The following is an 18,795-nucleotide window of genomic DNA, read 5'->3' as shown; positions in this document are numbered from 1 at the left end:
ATTTATAAGTATTTATTTTACCAAATCAATAGCAAAACTATCCTTCTTTCTAATACTACTCTTATTGCAAAATCCTAATACTATCTAGTAAACAAGCATTCTCTTATTGCTTATGTTATCATTGATTTCCGTAGCGTATGAAAATCCGCTGCCCTTTCTATCTACTAAATAACTAAAAAGCAAAATAACATCACTTTATATAACATATTATCAATATAAACCAATTACACACTCCACAAAAAAGGAATGGTTCTGAAGTATCAGTTCCATTCCTTTTTATATTCTTAGTCAACTAGGGCATAGCTACTAACTATCTACTAGGTAGATTATTTTCCACTCATATATTTCGCTTTAAAGGCCGCCAATTGCGCTTCTTCTAATGACATACCTTCACCTTGGTAATGAGCAATACTTTGCTCCATTTCTTCGTAAGCTGTTGGCACGATTTTCGTAAAGCGATCTTTGTACAATACCCAGTTTTCTAACATATGTCGACCTTGTTTAGAGTTCGTATGCAATACATGTTGTTGTATTAGCTCATGAATCCGTGCTAGGTCACTTTCACTAGGTCTGCGAAGTTCCACAAGTCCTGTATTACAGTAGCGTCCATCTAAATCAAGCACGTACGCATAACCACCGGACATGCCAGCCCCAAAGTTACGACCCACACGGCCAAGGACAAGGACCTCACCACCAGTCATATATTCGCAACCGTGGTCACCTACACCTTCTACAACGGCGGTAATACCGCTGTTACGAACGCAGAACCGTTCCCCTGCGACCCCGTTGATATATGCCGTACCAGAGGTAGCCCCATAGAAGGCTACGTTACCGATTAAGATATTTTCATGAGCCTCATAGGTCGCCACCTTTGGTGGGTACGCAATGATAGTACCACCAGACAAGCCTTTGCCAAGGTAATCGTTGGCATCACCCTCGAGTTCCAATGTCATACCATTCGGGATGAAAGCGCCAAAACTTTGACCAGCAGACCCAACGAAATTCAATTTGATAGTATTCTCTGGTAATCCTGTTTCACCGTAACGACGAACCACCTCGCCACCGACCAAGGTGCCTACTACACGATTCACATTGCTGATAGCCAATTTAGCGCGAATTGGTTTTTGATCATCCAAGGCAGGACGGCACATGCGAAGTAATTTTTTCATATCCAAGGTGCGTTCCAATTCATGGTCTTGGTCGATGCTGTGTAAATGTCCCACAGACGCATCTGTATATGGCTTGAATAATATCCGTTTCAAATCCACACGAGACAATTTGAAATTATCATCTTGTGAGCGTTGGCGTACCAAATCAATACGACCTACCAACTCACGCACACTGCGGATACCTAAGCGAGCCATGATTTCGCGCAACTCTTGAGCGATAAACTTCATCAAGTTTTCCACATATTCTGGTTTACCTGTAAACTTAGCACGCAATTTCTCATCTTGTGTGGCCACGCCGTACGGACATGTATTCATATGGCAAACCCGTGCCATGCGACAGCCTACTGCCACTAATGGCAAGGTACCAAATCCGAATAATTCTGCTCCCAACAAGGCTGCGATCGCCACATCATAACCAGTCATCAGTTTACTATCTACTTCCAGCTGTACACGGTCACGCAAACGGTTCAACATCAAGGTTTGATGCGTTTCTGAAAGGCCCAATTCCCATGGCACACCTGCATGTTTTACAGATGTACGACCTGCTGCGCCAGTACCACCATCGTAGCCGGAGATGAGGATGCTGTCTGCTTTCGCTTTGGCTACCCCTGCGGCAATGGTACCTACCCCAGCTTCTGAGGTCAATTTTACGGAAATCGCTGCACTTGGATTGACGCATTTCAAGTCGTAAATCAACTCTGCCAAGTCTTCGATGGAGTAAATATCGTGATGTGGTGGCGGAGATACCAGTTCTACACCTGGTGTGGAGTGACGAGCTTTGGCAATCTCTGGATATACCTTTTTACCCGGTAATTGACCGCCCTCACCTGGTTTCGCTCCTTGGGCACATTTGATTTGTAATTCTTTCGCATGTACCAAGTAATTCGTTGTTACCCCAAAGCGACCTGATGCAATTTGTTTTACTTCACTATTGCGATTATCTCCATTGGCATCGAGAACAAAGCGACTTGTATCTTCGCCGCCTTCCCCAGAGTTCGATGTAGATCCTAAACGGTTCATAGCGATGGCAATAGTTTCGTGGGCCTCTTTACTGATAGCACCGTAACTCATAGCGCCAGCTTTAAAGCGTTTCACAATGTCTTCCACTGGTTCTACTTCTTCCACAGGAATACCGCCACCTACAGGGAAGTTCAATTCCATCAAGCTCCGTAAGGTCACATGGTAATCATTTCGAATCATTTTGGAATATTCTTTGTATCTATTGTAATCCCCTTCGATTAAGGATGTTTGTAATAACTTAATCGTATCTGGATTGAATAAATGCTCTTCCCCATCTTTCATAGGTCCGTACCAACCACCTGGTTCAAGGACTTTCACATCTTCTTTGAAAGCCCGTTGGAATCGTTCCAATGTTTCATGAGCTACGCCACCTAAGCCGATACCACCAATGCGTGTCGGTGTGTTCGGGAAGTAGGTACTAATAAAGTTCGTATTCAATCCCAATGCCTCAAAGATTTGTGCCCCATGGTAGCTACGTACAGTGGAAATACCCATTTTCGACATCACTTTCATAATGCCCGACACAGAGGCCTTGATGTAGTTTGCTTCTGCTTCCTCTGGTGTAAGGTCTCCCAATCGGTTGGTGGCTTGTAAGTCACGTACTGTTGCTAATGCCACATATGGATTGATGGCCGTTACGCCATAGCCTAAGAGTGTACAGAAATGATGCACTTCACGAGGTTCCCCAGATTCTAAGATTAAGCCCATTTCTGTGCGTAATACAGTGTTAATTAAATGATTGTGCACCGCTGCCACTGCCAATAAAGCTGGAATCGGCGCATGGTGTTCGTCCACGCCACGGTCAGACAAGATCAACACATTTTGGTCCGTGCGAGCTGCTTCCTCTGCATCCTTGCACAAACGGTCTAAGGCTTCTTTCATACCCTCCGCACCTTTGGCTGGGTCAAACAAGATGGACAAGGTCACGGATTTCATGCGACGGCAGTCCAATTGTTTAATACTTGCCAATTCTTGATTCGTCATGATAGGTGTCCGCATGGATACTGCATAGGTGCCCACTTTGTTAGGGTCCGTCAAGTTACCGCTATTTCCGAGCATCACTCGTGTGGATGTCACCATTTCTTCGCGGATAGCATCGATTGGGGGATTTGTCACCTGTGCAAAAAGCTGTTTAAAATAGGAGTATAACATTTGTGGTTTGTCCGACAAGATTGCTAGCGGCGCATCAGCCCCCATAGATCCTACAGGATCTTTCCCATCTTTTGCCATAGGGATAATCATGCGTACCAAATCTTCTTGGGTATAGCCGAATACTTGTTGTTGCATGAACAAGTCCCCTACCTCAGGGATACTCTCTTCCGTAGCTTGTTGAATCTCCGACAAGTGGATCACATGTTCTTTCACCCACTCATTGTAAGGAAGTTCTGTAGCCACACGGTGTTTGATTTCTTCATCAGAAATGATGCGACCTTCTTCTGTGTCGATTAATAGCATTTTACCTGGTTCTAAACGGCCTTTGGCACGAATCATATCATCTGCTTCGTTTACAACGCCCACTTCGGATGCCATAATCACACGGTCATCTGCTGTCACATAGTAACGCGCTGGGCGCAAGCCATTTCTGTCTAAGACACCACCGATCACAGTCCCATCAGTAAAGCCCATCGCCGCTGGACCATCCCATGGTTCCATCATGAAACTATTGAACTCATAGAAGTCATGTTTTTCTTGGCTCATCAAGGTATTGCGTTCCCATGGTTCTGGAATCATCATCATGATCGCATGTGGTAAGCTACGGCCTGTCATATGCAAGAACTCAAGGGTATTATCGAACATAGCAGAGTCAGATCCTGTATCATCAACAACAGGGAACACTTTTTTAATATCTGGGAACAATGGAGACTCTGCTTTACCTTCACGAGCATTGATCCAGTTTACATTACCACGAATGGTGTTGATTTCCCCATTATGTACTAAATAACGGTTAGGATGAGCCCGTGCCCAGCTTGGGAATGTATTCGTACTGAAACGAGAATGAACCATCGCCAAGGCAGAGGTAAAATCTAAATCATTCAAATCTAGGTAAAAGTTTCGTAATTGCACTGGTGTCAACATACCTTTGTAGACGATCGTTTTAGAAGACAAAGAGGCAATGTAGAAATCGCTACTCATTTCTTTGCTCAATGGGACGATACGCTTTTCTGCAATTTTACGAATCATATATAATTTGCGTTCAAACTCCGCTTGGTTTGTCACATCTTGACCTTTACCGATAAGAATTTGGATCATCCAAGGACGAATTAATGCCGCCTCATGGCCAACTGCTGTAGAGTCTACCGGAACTTCCCGCCAGCCCAATACAATTTGTCCTTCCTCACGAACTACTTCTTCTAAGATTCGCTTTTGCTCATTCCGTAATGTTTCGTACTTATGAGCAAAAACCATACCCACCCCGTAGTCACCAGCAGGTGGTAAATGGATACCTAACACTTCGCACTCACGGCGGAAAAAATCATGTGGAATTTGCACTAAGATGCCCGCTCCATCGCCAGTATCCTTATCGGCGCCAGCACCACCACGGTGTTCCAAGCGCTCAAGAATACGCAAACCATCGTCGATGATATCGTGGGATTTTTTACCTTTAATATTGACTACAAATCCCATACCGCACGCATCTTTTTCAAATTGGGAACTATACAAACCATTTGCTTCCAAATGGCGCTGCTCCTCATGTTGTTTTGCAATGGTACTCATTTCCATCATAACCCTCTCCTCCTTTAGGCTTTCTATCACTACACTAGCATACTTAACACTAGGTATACATATACTGAAAGTTCTTATTCACCTATGTCAAATGACTATACTGTATTAGTATGTACCTATTTGACCTCCCTTCTGTAAGAATTAGACCTTACCATACTACATAACTTTAGTTTATACTGGTCATACATAATAGTTATTTTCTATAGAATATAGAACTGCATATTATACTAGCAAAATTTATTATATATTTCAATACATATTACTTATGTATACATGTATTCTTAAGTTTGGACCATCTCATACTACTTTCATATCTCCCTATATAGGAATATACAAAAACGCATAGCTACCCTAAGGTAACCATGCGTTTACGTCATTGTAAAAGTATTCTATTATACGATGCGAACAATCCAGCCTTCTGGTGCTTCTATTTCACCATGTTGAATGCCAAGTAATGTTTCGCGCAATTTTGTTAATGTTGGTCCCATTTCATCCATGCCGCTTGGGAAGAAGATATCTTCTTCTTTTGTATGAACCATGCCAACAGGAGAAATAACAGCCGCTGTACCGCAAAGACCACATTCAGCGAAGTCTTTCAATTCTTCTTTATACACTTCACGATGTTCTACGGTCATGCCCAAATAATGTTCAGCTACATACATCAAGGAACGACGTGTAATCGATGGAAGAATACTATCGGATTTAGGCGTTACTAATTTGCCATCTTTCGTGATGAAAATAAAGTTCGCTCCACCAGTTTCTTCTACTTTTGTACGAGTTTGTGGATCCAAATACATATTCTCTGCATACCCTGCTTCATGGGCTGCTTCTAGAGCATGCAAGCTCATAGCATAGTTCAAACCCGCTTTAATATGACCTGTACCATGTGGTGCTGCACGGTCAAAATCGGAGATTTGGATTTTCAGCGGTTTCACACCGCCTTTGAAATAATCCCCTACTGGAGTACCAAAAATACGGAATTGGAACTCATCTGCCGGTTTAACACCGATAACACTGTTCGTACCCATCAAGAATGGACGAAGATACAAACTACCACCCGTGCTGTATGGAGGAACAAAGTCTTGATTCGCTTTTACCACTTCTTTCACAGCCTCGATAAAACGATCCGTTGGAAATGGTTGCATCACAAGATATTTTGCAGAATCATGCAAACGCTGTGCATTTAAATCTGGACGGAAACACACAATATGACCATCCTTCGTGTAATACGCTTTCAAACCTTCAAAAATTGTTTGCGCATATTGGAATACACCAGCACATTCATTGAGGACAATATTCGCCTCATCCGTCAAACCGCCTTCATCCCATTGACCATCCTTGAAATTAGACACATAACGGAATGGCGTTTCTTTATAACTAAAATCTAAATTGTTCATATCAATCTTTGCCATACTGTCCTCCTACTATTCCATACCTGTGAAAGCCGTGAACGTGTACGTATATCTATCCTTCTAGCCCTTCACATCATATGAATATTCACTGATTTGTATTTTAGATAAAAACTATTATACACCCAACACGGAAAATGTACAAGAGTATATATAGAATAGAAAAGACTCTCGAGGGAATGTCCCCAGAGAGTCTTTTCGTCTTGCAGTATGTTGTCATCCTTAGATGACTATATAATAACTTCGTTCAGCAGCAAACCAACTTACACATTCGCTGACTCACCGGAGTTGAAGTTACTAACTAAATTATTCCGGCTTTTTAAATTTTGGAGATGTTGGACATGTTTCAGGAGTCACGTCTTTACGAGCTCCTAAGTCACTGCTGCGATCTACATAGGTAGTATGTAACAATTCATGCGCAATATGTCCCAATGGTTTTTCCAAGAAATTAGCGTATGCATCTTTAATTTCAGGGTTTTCATAGGAAGAACGAAGCTTCATGTTGGAGTCCCAATTATAAAGACCTTCAATACGTTCACCTTTTACTTTATTAGCCACTGGTAATTTAGCACGTGGTTGTCCACCACCGCCGATACAGCCGCCTGGGCATGCCATCATTTCGATGAAATCATATGTTTTACCAGATTCTTTCAATTCGTTCAAGAATTCACGGATGTTTTTACCACCATGACACACAGCCACGTTGATGGTATGTCCACCGATTTCTACGCTTGCTTCTTTCACACCGTCCATACCACGCACATCTGTTAAGTTAAGAAGTGGAGCTGGAGATGGTTCATCACCAGTGATGAATTTGTAGGATGCACGCATCGCTGCTTCCATAACACCACCAGTATTACCGAAGATAACACCGCCACCAGTAGCAGCACCGATGAATTTATCGTATGCAGAGTCTTCTACTGCGGCAAAATCTAATTCTGCTTCACGAATCCATTGTGCAAACTCACGTGTAGTGATACAGATATCTGTATCTGGGCCTAAGTCTTCGCCAGTGTAACGAGACGCATTGTTTTGCTCAGGACGACGAATTTCCGCTTTTTTAGCAGTACAAGGAGCGACAGACACGGATACAATTTTCTTAGGATCAATGTTCATATTTTTTGCAAAATATGTTTTTACCATAGCAGATTCCATAGCAATACAACTACGAGCGGAAGAAATATGGGATACGTATTCTGGGAAGAATGTTTCACAGAATTTTACCCATGCTGGACAACAGCTAGTGAATTGTGGCAATGGACCTGTGCCATGTAATTTACGTTCTAATAGTTCATTTGCTTCTTCCATGATGGTTAAGTCCGCACCAAAGTTAGTATCTACTACATAGTCAGCACCTAACGCACGAAGAGCACCTACCATTTTGCCTTCTTGGTATGTACCAGGCTCAAATCCAAATTCTTCACCGATAGATACACGAACAGCTGGCGCTGTTTGGATAACCACAATTTTCTCTGGATCTGCAATGGCTTCTTTTACTTTATCTAATTCTGTACGTTCGTACATTGCACCAAATGGGCAAATTACCGCACATTGACCACATTGGATACAAATAGGATTATCTCCTGTTGCTTCCAAATCATAGTAATCAAGTACGCTCATAGTGTCAGCACATGCTTTACGACAAAGAGTACAGTTCTTACATTTTTCTAAATCATGAATAATCGCCACATTATCCTCAGCAATCGGGGCACGGCGATCAAGATGTTGGAATCGACTTTCGAAACTCATTATTATGCACCTCACATAGTGTAAACAATACTATTTATGTATTCATTAACTTTCCGTCATATTATAACAAATATTCAGGCTTGTGAAAAGAAAGGTATATGCCATTTATCTTTCTATTCTTTTAAGTTCTAATAAAATTTTACACATCCATATAGAATATACATTTATATTGTTTTTATGTTACTTTTGTCACACATGTAGATTTTTATCAAATATTTTTCATTATGTATCTTTCAAAATTCATATACCCTAAAATCTACTAGGATTTAGCCCTCAGTAGCACAAAACAGGAGAGTTCCCCCTCCTGTTTCTATTTTATTTCAGCTCAAATAATGGGGTGTTCTTTGCTTGATCCCCCAAAGCTGTTTGTGTAAATGTATTAATGAATTGTTGCACCGCCAATGTTGGTGTTAAGCGGCCCTCGATGACAGCATCTTCGATGCCACCCCGACACGCTACAATTTCTGGTGCACGATAGAACAAGTTTTGTAAATGTTCTTCTACCATAGAATATACCCACGATAAAGTTTGGTCACGGCGACGTGCTTGTAGCACTCCATTACCTTTACATTGTTCCATGAATTTTTCAATGACACCTTGCCACAATTCCATGATGCCATCCCCAGTGTAGGCAGAACATGTGTAGGCATGGGTTGTCCATTGTTCCGTGGCATCACGAATAAACCATAGAATACGTTCGTATTCTTGGCGTGTCACTTTTGCCCGTTGTAAATTGTCACCATCAGCTTTATTAACCACTATAGCATCGGCTAATTCCATAACACCTTTTTTCATGCCTTGCAATTCATCACCAGCGCCAGTAAGTACTACGAGTAAGAAAAAGTCTACCATGGAACGTACTGTCGTTTCACTTTGTCCGACCCCTACGGTTTCTACTAGGATTGTATCGTACCCTGCCGCTTCACATAACAGCAAGGTTTCTCTACTTTTACGAGTCAACCCGCCCAAAGTGCCACCTGATGGGGATGGGCGAATGAATGCATTCGGCTCCCGTGAAAGTTGTTCCATCCGCGTTTTATCCCCTAGGATAGACCCGCCAGTCACTGTACTCGATGGATCCACCGCAAGAACAGCCACCTTATGACCATTTTGACACAGCTTTGTACCTAGTGCTTCAATCAAAGTCGATTTACCAGCACCCGGTACCCCTGTTATCCCTACACGGGTAGATTTACCAGTATATGGCAATAATCGTTGGATTACCTGCTGCGCCATTTCAAAATGGGCTGCTGCATTACTTTCAATTAAGGTAATGGCACGGGATAAAATCATTCGATTACCAGCTAGCACCCCTTCTACATAGTCATCAACGGTCAATTTTTTCCGTTTTACTACCTTAGGGGATACTGGTTTTTGTGGCGCATTCGTATGTTCATCCATCCCATCATGGCCACCGTCCACACCGCGCATGACACGGCATGCAAATTTATCATCTTTCTCCTCAGGAACCCAAGAAGGCTTATAGGTATCATCACTCATAAGACACCCTCCTTTCACCGATTCGAATATGACAAACACGCAATCAGTAGCCAGCTACAAAGTAGCACGAGGCACTGACTACGTGTCATGTCTTACCTATTTACGAGTTTAGAATCGTCTATTCAGATTATTCTTCCTCTTCTAAGCGTTCGTCTAATAATTCGAGAACTTTTTTAGCACAAACTGGAATGATTGTACCAGGTCCAAAGATCGCTGCTGCACCATGCTCATAGAGATAATCATAATCTTGAGCTGGGATAACGCCACCGATAACAACCATAATATCTTCACGGCCTAATTTTTTAAGTTCTTCACACAATTGAGGCATTAATGTTTTATGACCTGCTGCTAAGGAACTCATACCTACGATATGTACGTCATTATCTACCGCATCTTTCGCTGCTTCTTCTGGAGTTTGGAATAAAGGTCCGATATCTACGTCATAGCCCATATCTGCGAAGGCTGTAGAAATTACCTTAGCTCCACGGTCGTGACCATCTTGACCCATTTTCGCTACGAAAATACGAGGACGGCGACCATGTTTTTCTTCAAATTTTTCAGTCATGCTGCGTACTTCTGTGATTACATCATCATCGCTGAATTCACTGCTATATACACCAGAAATAGAGCGAATGATCGCTTTATGACGACCACATACTTTTTCTACCGCATCAGAGATTTCACCTTTAGAGGCACGAGCACGAGCTGCTTCTACGGCTAATTCAAGCAAGTTTCCTTCTCCTGTTTCCATCGCTTTTGTAATCGCATCCAAACAGCTGCGTACTTTGTCATTATCACGATTAGCACGCAATGTTTTCAATCGTTCGATCTGTGCCAAACGTACAGCTGTATTGTCTACTTCCAAGATATCTAACGGATCTTCTTTATCAAGGCGTAAGTAGTTGACACCGACGATTTTTTCACTACCAGAGTCAATGTGCGCTTGGCGACGAGCTGCCGCTTCTTCGATACGCATTTTTGGAAGACCTGTATCAATCGCTTTAGACATACCACCCAAAGCTTCAACTTCTTGAATATGAGCCCAAGCTTTACGGATCAATTGATTTGTCAAGAATTCTACGTAGTAAGAACCGCCCCATGGGTCGATAACTTTACATACATTCGTTTCATCTTGGATATACAATTGCGTATTACGAGCGATACGCGCCGAGAAGTCTGTAGGCAATGCAATCGCTTCGTCAAGAGCGTTTGTATGCAAGGATTGCGTATGACCCAAGGCTGCTGCCATCGCTTCGATACAAGTACGAGTGATGTTATTGAATGGATCTTGTTCTGTTAAAGACCAACCAGATGTTTGGGAGTGAGTACGCAATGCCATAGATTTAACATTTTTTGGACCAAAGGATTTAACAATTTTAGCCCATAACATACGGCCTGCACGCATTTTAGCGATTTCCATGAAGTAGTTTTTACCCATTGCCCAGAAGAAGGATAAGCGCGGTGCGAATTGGTCAACTGTAAGACCCGCTGCCACACCTGTACGCAAGTATTCCAAACCATCGGCCAAGGTGTAACCTAATTCGATATCTGCTGTAGCACCTGCTTCTTGCATGTGGTAACCAGAAATGGAAATACTATTGAATTTAGGCATGTATTTAGATGTATAGGCAAAGATATCACCAATAATACGCATGGAAGCTGCTGGTGGATAAATATAAGTATTACGCACCATGAATTCTTTCAAAATATCATTTTGGATCGTACCTGCCATAACGGATTTATCTACGCCTTGTTCTTCACCGGCTAAGATATAGAAGGCCATAACTGGTAATACGGCACCGTTCATTGTCATAGATACAGACATTTGATCTAATGGAATACCAGAAAACAAGATTTCCATATCTAGAATGGAGTCTACCGCAACGCCGGCTTTACCAACGTCACCGACTACACGAGGGTGGTCAGAGTCGTAACCACGGTGAGTCGCCAAGTCGAAGGCGATAGATAAACCTTTTTGACCTGCCGCTAAGTTACGGCGGTAAAAGGCATTGGATTCTTCCGCTGTGGAGAAACCTGCATACTGACGTACTGTCCAAGGACGTTGTACATACATTGTGCCATATGGTCCACGAAGATACGGAGGAATACCCGCTACATATTGTAAATGGTTACATTGATCATAAATGGAGGCATCATACACAGGACCCACATCGATTTGTTCCATAGTACGAATGAAGTTGTCATCATAGGACTTGCCAGTTTCAGCTTGTAATTGCTCTTTCCATGCATCGAAATCGGATGCTTTGGGGCTAGCAGCTGTAAAAGGAATATTTCTAAAATCCGGAATCATCTACATCATTCCTTTCTCGCGTTGCATTGCTAATAATGTTTGATAGCAATTGGAGCGTACACTAATATAATCATCCATGCCTGCTGCATCGCAAAGTTCTTTCAACTCTGGAGATGGAGCCCCTGCCAAGAATACTTTCATAGCTGGGCGAGCGGCTTTGATTGCTTTTGTCACTGCTGGTGCCAATTCTGGATATGTATCGTCAGTGGAACATACAATTGTCACATCTGCATTCGATGCTAAGGCAGCTGCTACTGCTTCGTCCACAGTTGGGAATCCATCATTTGTAAGCACATCAAATTCAGCTACTTGCATGAAAGAAGTAACGAAATCGGCTCTCGCTTTATGTTGAGGAATTGGACCCATGTTAGCCAAGAAGATTTTAACATTATCCCCATTATGTGTTTCTTTGAAGTTTTCAGTGCGCATACGCAATTCTTCGTATTGTTCTGTCCAACGATGAGATAGAATTGCTTTCACAGTGATACCTTCACTACCATCTGCTAAGGCTTCAAAAACTTGTCCAAAGCTAGCGCCCGCTACTAATGCAGTATACGCAGCACTTACCAAAGAACCAATTTCACTGAAGTCGGATTCTTGTAATTTTTTTAGAGCTAATTCAGCTGCATCAGTTGTACCCACATTAGCTAATGCTGCTACACGAGCTTGGCGTAAGCCCTCAAAATCTACCACTGGTACTTCTAGTAATTCTTCCGTCATATTTGGATACATGTTACTACCAACGGCACGATCTTTACGGGTTGCCAAGTTTTTAAAGCGGCTTTGTAAAATAGCATCCACGGCTTCTTGCGTTTCACTAGATACTAATGTTTCTAAGATGCCACCTTTACCTTCTAATTCTTGGAACAATGCCCAAGATTTTTCAGTCAACTCTTGTGTCAATGGTTCTAAGTACCAGCTACCACCGGCAGGGTCAACTGGTTGAATGAAGTTGAACTCTTGTTGCTCCATGATTTGAATATTACGGGCAATACGGCGAGAGAATTCATCACTTGGACGAATGCAGCCATCAAGAGGTCGTACAAACATACCATCCATACCACCTACTACTGCGGAGAAGGATTGAGAACCAGCACGTAATAAGTTTACATATGGATCAAATACAGTTTGTGTAAAGTGAGATGTACTTACGAACAAGTTAATTTTCTTCGCTTCTTCATTACCGCCACAATGTTCAATAATTTGAGCCCATACCATTTTTATAGCACGTAGTTTAGCTATTTCCATGAAGAAATTAGCTCCTACACTGACATGAAAACGAATTTGTTTTGCAAATGTATTCACATCGATACCACGGCGTTCCATCTCACGTAAATATGTCACAGCCGTAGACATAGCAAAACCCAATTCTTGTACGTCATTGCCACCGCCATTATGGTATACATCTGTATCTACCAAAACTGTGCGCAATTGTGGTGCATGTGCAGATGCCCAAGCAATGGTATGTGCCATATCATCGAAATATTCGTCCATAGGGCGTGATAAATGACCATCTTGTGCCAAAGTACCGATTGGATCTGCCCCAATCATACCGGACAAGGATTTTACATCCACCCCTTGAGATTCGCAAAGCGCATGTAATGCAGCCGCCCAGCATACGCTACTAGCACCTGTACGAATATCTAATTCTTTTGTAGTTAAGTCCATGCCTTTTAATAAAGCTTCCACTTCTTCTACAGTAGACAAAGACACCCCTGCGTCAGCCACATCTTTAGCTTCAGCTTTCGTAGCATCTTGTCCTTTCCGTGTAGCACTGTCCAGTGTGAAACTGATAGCTGTGCTACCTTTATCTAATTCAAATTGTAACATGTCATGCATATCAGCAATTGTTTTTCCGTCACAACGTTGTGCAATTGTCCAAGGTGTATGGATATATCCACTAGCTTTCGCACCCCGTAAATTGCTATCACGACCAGGATATGTCAAGTTTTGAGTCAATCCCTCTTGGTCGCTCAACCAATACATTGGTTGTAAAGTAATTCCTTCGTATGTTTTTGTATACATACTTTTTTGGAAATCTTTCCCTTTCAAGATACCTTCTACCGTCGTTTTCCACTCCTCGTAGGTAGGGATAGAAAACTCATCAAACGATACATCTGGTAGCTCAAACTGTTCTTCGTGAACTTGTGGTTCATGATGCTTGTCTTGTCCCATAGTCTAGCTTCCTTTCTCTGACCACATAGGCATACGTTCCCTTACTCAAACCACTTTTCTAGTGAGATTTGCCTCATTATAGAGATTCTAATAGCTTATGTAATCGTTGCAGCTCTCATAAAATAAAATAAACAATTAGAAACTGGGTATACCCTACCCATCCCTATAACTCATCACCCTACCTAGTCTCTTACTGAAAGATATAACTATCATTCATAAAAGAAAAACCGTTTTCGATTGAAAACGGTAGGTTATGATTTAGCGTATGCACTTAGCGCAAAACCATCTCTACCCGTCTCTCGCGGATCTAACGACATGCTTCTTACGGCAGTTCTTCTGACTCAGGATCTTCGCTACGCTTCGCCTTCCCAGTTTCCCAGTGACGCTACATGAAGTTTCGCTCCCCTTTACAGCGGCGGGACCGTGTTGGCTTTTCACCAAGCTTCCCTATTAAGCCTTGCGGCACCAGTAAGGCGAATATAAAGTTATACCTTGATTATAAACTGTTTTCTGAAAGAATAGAACGGCCTTTATGGACTATAACAATATTTCACATTGACATAATTTTCAGTTATCATAAGATGCCTATAATGCATTTTACAGCCTTACTAACGCAATGGTTGGCATCTATCTCATAATAGACCGCCTATTCATTACTAACAGTTATTTAATGTATAATCAACATTTATTCTCAATATAAAACAGAGGTACGCCTACAGTAGCATACCTCTGTTCTATCGCTTATATTCTATTACAAAAGCTTATTTCTTTTTCCATTCCATGACTTCAAAACCATAGTTACGAATATGTTCTTTCAAGAGTTTTAAATATTTTTTCGCAATGGGACTTGGCTCTAGCATATGTGGCATTAAGTAACCCATAGTCATCGTATCTTCTACATCTAGAGGAATGGCGATGATCTTATCATCATTTAATTCACGGCTCAAAATACCAGAACTAATAGTATATCCATTCAAACCAACCATTAAATTGAAAATAGTAGCACGGTCAGATACTTTAATAGTCATTTTTCTGTCCAAAGTACTTAAAATTTCCTCTGAAAAATAGAAGGAATTATCTTCTCCCTGATCATAGCATAAGTAAGGGAAATCCTCTAGTTCTTCCAAGGTAATTTTATCTTGGTTTGCCAAGGGATGTTCTCGGCACAGAAATACATGCGGTTCCGCTTCAAATAATGGGTAGAATGTCAATTTATACTCTTTAAATAACTTTTCCATCACTTGACGATTAAAACTATTCAAATACAAAATACCCAATTCGCTTTTAAAAGTAGCTAAATCTTCAAAAATATTTTGTGTTTCTGTTTCCCGCAAACCAAATTGATATTCATCAGTATCTACACTTTTTATAAGCTCTACGAAAGCATGCACCACAAAGGCATAATGCTGAGCCGAAATAAAGAAATGTTCTTTTCGTTTGGTATTCGATTTATATCGCTCTTCTAATAATTGAATTTGATCTAGTACTTGTCGAGCATAAATCATAAATTCGCGTCCATCATGGGTTAAGGTTACCCCTGACTTAGTACGCAACAATAGTTGAACACCCATTTCGTGTTCTAGTTCTTTTACCGCATTGGATAAGCTAGGTTGGGATAAATATAATTCCTTAGCCGCTTCATTAATAGATCCTTTTTCTGCAATTTTTTCTAAATATTGTAATTGTTGTATTCTCATCTGTTTTGGCCTTTTCTATATCTATCATGAAGTACACCCTTTTGTCATTACTTTCATAGGAATGAAAAACCTAACGAGTAAGCTACAAATACTTACACGTTAGGTACTTCATGTTGTTAACGATTCCATTATTCACCCTCAGGGGGTAATAGTCTTGTACAACTATAATACATAAAAGACCACTCATCGTCAACATTTAATTTCTATCAAATCCTTAGGAATTATAATCAATCCCTATCTTATGCATCTTTCACTCATTAATGGAAAATTAAAATACAAATCGTAGAGGTAATGAATGTAATCAATACTGGCACTGCAGTTCGTTTTACTAAATCAAAACTAGAAATATTTGCCACACCAGCTACTGCAATCATAACCGCACTAATTGGGCTCAACAAACGTCCAACAGAGGCCGCATTTTGCATACCTAGTAGCATGGTAATCGCATTACCACCTAATTCTTTAGCAAAATTTGGCACTAATGGTGAGAATGCAAACATAGATGCTACACCAGAGCCCATAACAATGCTCAATACTAAGATAATCACAGATACGATAACACCCACCATATCTGCTTGGATAGAGAAGGTTTTAATGAATGCTACAAACTCATTCACAATCCCTAAGGATGTCAAACCGAATGCAAAGGTTTCCCCTGCTACAATCAACGTTACCGTATTGGTAAATTGGTCCCCCATACCTTTAAAGAAAGTTTGAATAGACGCAGCTACTTTTCGGAAATCACGCAAGCGAATCAATTCAAATATCATGGCGATGAATAAGCTTAGGAACATAGCCAAGTTAACATTCATCTTAATGCCTGCAATACCATATTTACTAAATCCTAACATAAATACAAGTGGCAAGAATGGCAATATTAAATACGCAAGAGGTCCTACTGCTACTTCTTCTTGTAGTTCTGTATGTACAACTTCGGAAGGAACATGACCGGATTTTTTATCCATGTATTGTTGCCATATGTAATGCGCAATAGCTGTCACAATACCACAAATAATGTATACTTTCAATTGATAGCCTACGAAGTATTCTTCTACTCCTAAGCCCACTGTTTTAGACACTAATAAGCTTGTAGCAGAGGCTGGTCCAATGTCCAACAAATGGCCAGTAGCTACCGCTGCCGCTGCCCCTACTGGGCTTACGCCTAAACGCACCAAAATAGGGAAGATGGTCACCATCATCAACATAGCTAGACCAGATGCGCTTGGGATTACCAAGGACATGAACATATTTAATAAGAATGTTAAAGATAATACTACATAAGGAGCTTTCATCGCTTGCAAAGGTTTTATCGCAGTTGTAACCAAGCGAGAGCTAGCACCAATGTGATCCATGTATTTAGCAAAGCCAGTACATGTCATAATCATGAGACCCAACCCTGCTGCATCCTTTGCAGTAGTATTATTAATCCACTCAAAAGCATCAAAGAACATCACACCTGTTCCTTTTTTCGCATCTACAAACTCCGTTGTATAGCCAAGGAAATACGCCCCTAGCATCATGATTAAACCGCCTAACAGCAATACTGTTTGTGCTTTAAACTTTTTAATCACCAATGTACCTGCGCCTAAAATTACGATAGCGCACAACAATAAATTCATAACTACTTCTCCTTTACCTATGAAGATAGGCTAATTAATAATTTGCTTTCGACCGTTGAAAGTCTTCTTGAATCTGAGCCAATAAGCCCGGTGTGGTGAGAATTTCCTCTACTGTAAGAGCAATCCCCTTGGCTCCGTACATAATAGCATCCTCTGCTAATTGAGTTTTCCCATTATCTAACCATTCTTGAGAATGACTAGTCACACCTCTACCTACAAATTTAACCCGTAAACAAGCTCCTGGTACGCGGAACGTAACACTGGAAAAGTCAGTAGAACCAGTTACCTTTCTCGGTTCTGAAATATCTGGAGCACCTACGATTTCCGCATTCTTTAAGAGTAAATCATTTAAGCTTTGCACATTGACCTTGTTATCATAGGCTTTTACTTCATCCCATTCCATAGTAGCTCCCACTTGCAAGGCTGCCCCTTGAGCCACTTGTTTCACGCGCTCCACCACTTCATCTAAACGAATGCGACTAGAGGAACGAATATACCACTGTGTACACGCATAATCTGGCACGATATTCGCTGCCTTACCACCATCTGTAATAATCCCATGCATACGTACTTCTGTAGGCACATGTTCTCGAAGATATTCCATGCCATTAAAGAATAACAACACTGCATCCAAAGCACTGATGCCTTTTTCTGGAGCAATCGCTGCATGAGCCGATTTGCCATGGAATTTAATATTTACCAAGTTAAGCGCTAAGGACTTGCCATCTACCGTGGTAGAATCACTGCCGTGCATCATGAAAGCCACGTCTAAATCGTCAAAAACGCCTTCTTTTGCCATCACCAATTTACCAGATGCCGTTTCCTCTGCTGGTGTCCCATACACCACCAATGTAGCTGGCACTTGCAAGGTACGACGTAAACCAATAGCTGCTGCACAGATGGAAGGCCCTTGCAGATTATGCCCACAAGCATGACCCAAACCTTCTAAGGCATCATATTCGCAGAGAAGCCCAATTTTCGGTCCTCCTCCTTGCACATGGTACACAGCACGAAATGCGGTTTGTAAACCACTCACTTCACGGTCTACAGTAAACCCTTCACTTTCCAGTAAATCTGTTAATTTACCATGGGCTAAAAACTCTTCATTCCCTAGTTCTGGATGGTCGAAGAAAAAATCATTTAATGTTTTCATGGATCCTCGCAAGGATTCAATTTCTTCTAGTAATTGACTCATCACTTTCTCCTTTCTTGCACAATAGACATGCACAACTCTATGACTACAGGAATTACATTCCCTCATTTTTCTCTTCTTCTGAAAGTCCTACTATAACTAACTAGCAATAGCAGTATTCCGAATACTACTATTATATAGATTTCTAATGAAAGTTCCAATACATATAGCATACGATTCTCCTGTTTTCTCTATGCTAATTTCATATGCATATCACTAGATTCTAATTT

Annotated in this window: 9 protein-coding genes and 1 riboswitch; all 9 genes read right to left on the bottom strand. The window is 41.3% G+C overall.

Translation table 11 applies throughout. The features are described 5' to 3' along the window. Positions 1-326 precede the first annotated feature (326 nt). The gene (gene gltB / locus EO119_RS06295) at positions 327-4,913 is read right to left on the bottom strand and encodes a glutamate synthase large subunit (protein WP_371666345.1); all 4,587 of its coding nucleotides are present in this window, start codon (positions 4,911-4,913) and stop codon (positions 327-329) included. A gap of 392 nt (positions 4,914-5,305) precedes the next feature. Continuing rightward, the gene (locus tag EO119_RS06290; protein ID WP_009352867.1) at positions 5,306-6,325 is read right to left on the bottom strand and encodes a branched-chain amino acid aminotransferase; all 1,020 of its coding nucleotides are present in this window, start codon (positions 6,323-6,325) and stop codon (positions 5,306-5,308) included. Positions 6,326-6,628: 303 nt separating this feature from the next. After that, positions 6,629-8,071 carry a [FeFe] hydrogenase, group A gene (locus tag EO119_RS06285; RefSeq protein WP_126941062.1) on the bottom strand — a complete coding sequence of 481 codons (1,443 nt, stop codon included), beginning with the start codon at positions 8,069-8,071 and terminating at the stop codon, positions 6,629-6,631. Positions 8,072-8,386: 315 nt separating this feature from the next. After that, the gene (meaB, locus tag EO119_RS06280; RefSeq protein WP_126941061.1) at positions 8,387-9,571 is read right to left on the bottom strand and encodes a methylmalonyl Co-A mutase-associated GTPase MeaB; all 1,185 of its coding nucleotides are present in this window, start codon (positions 9,569-9,571) and stop codon (positions 8,387-8,389) included. 127 nt (positions 9,572-9,698) lie between these two features. Then, positions 9,699-11,882 (bottom strand): methylmalonyl-CoA mutase, encoded by a 2,184-nt coding sequence (gene scpA, locus EO119_RS06275; RefSeq protein WP_126941060.1) that lies wholly within the window; start codon positions 11,880-11,882, stop codon positions 9,699-9,701. Then, positions 11,883-14,057 carry a methylmalonyl-CoA mutase family protein gene (locus EO119_RS06270; protein ID WP_126941059.1) on the bottom strand — a complete coding sequence of 725 codons (2,175 nt, stop codon included), beginning with the start codon at positions 14,055-14,057 and terminating at the stop codon, positions 11,883-11,885. A gap of 308 nt (positions 14,058-14,365) precedes the next feature. Further along, a riboswitch (cobalamin riboswitch) is annotated at positions 14,366-14,542 on the bottom strand. Positions 14,543-14,818: 276 nt separating this feature from the next. Then, positions 14,819-15,754, bottom strand: coding sequence for a LysR family transcriptional regulator (locus EO119_RS06265; RefSeq protein ID WP_126941058.1), 936 nt, complete (start codon positions 15,752-15,754; stop codon positions 14,819-14,821). Between the two features lie 257 nt (positions 15,755-16,011). Beyond that, a complete protein-coding gene (dcuC, locus tag EO119_RS06260) occupies positions 16,012-17,373 on the bottom strand; it encodes a C4-dicarboxylate transporter DcuC (RefSeq protein ID WP_126941057.1) in 1,362 nt (453 codons plus the stop codon). Between the two features lie 34 nt (positions 17,374-17,407). Continuing rightward, a complete protein-coding gene (locus EO119_RS06255; RefSeq protein ID WP_126941056.1) occupies positions 17,408-18,568 on the bottom strand; it encodes a M20 family metallopeptidase in 1,161 nt (386 codons plus the stop codon). Positions 18,569-18,795 lie beyond the last annotated feature (227 nt).

The organism is Veillonella sp. CNR 79/14 (genome assembly GCF_003992185.1).
Classification (GTDB): Bacteria; Bacillota; Negativicutes; order Veillonellales; family Veillonellaceae; genus F0422.
This window is presented reverse-complemented; position numbering and strand designations above follow the sequence as displayed.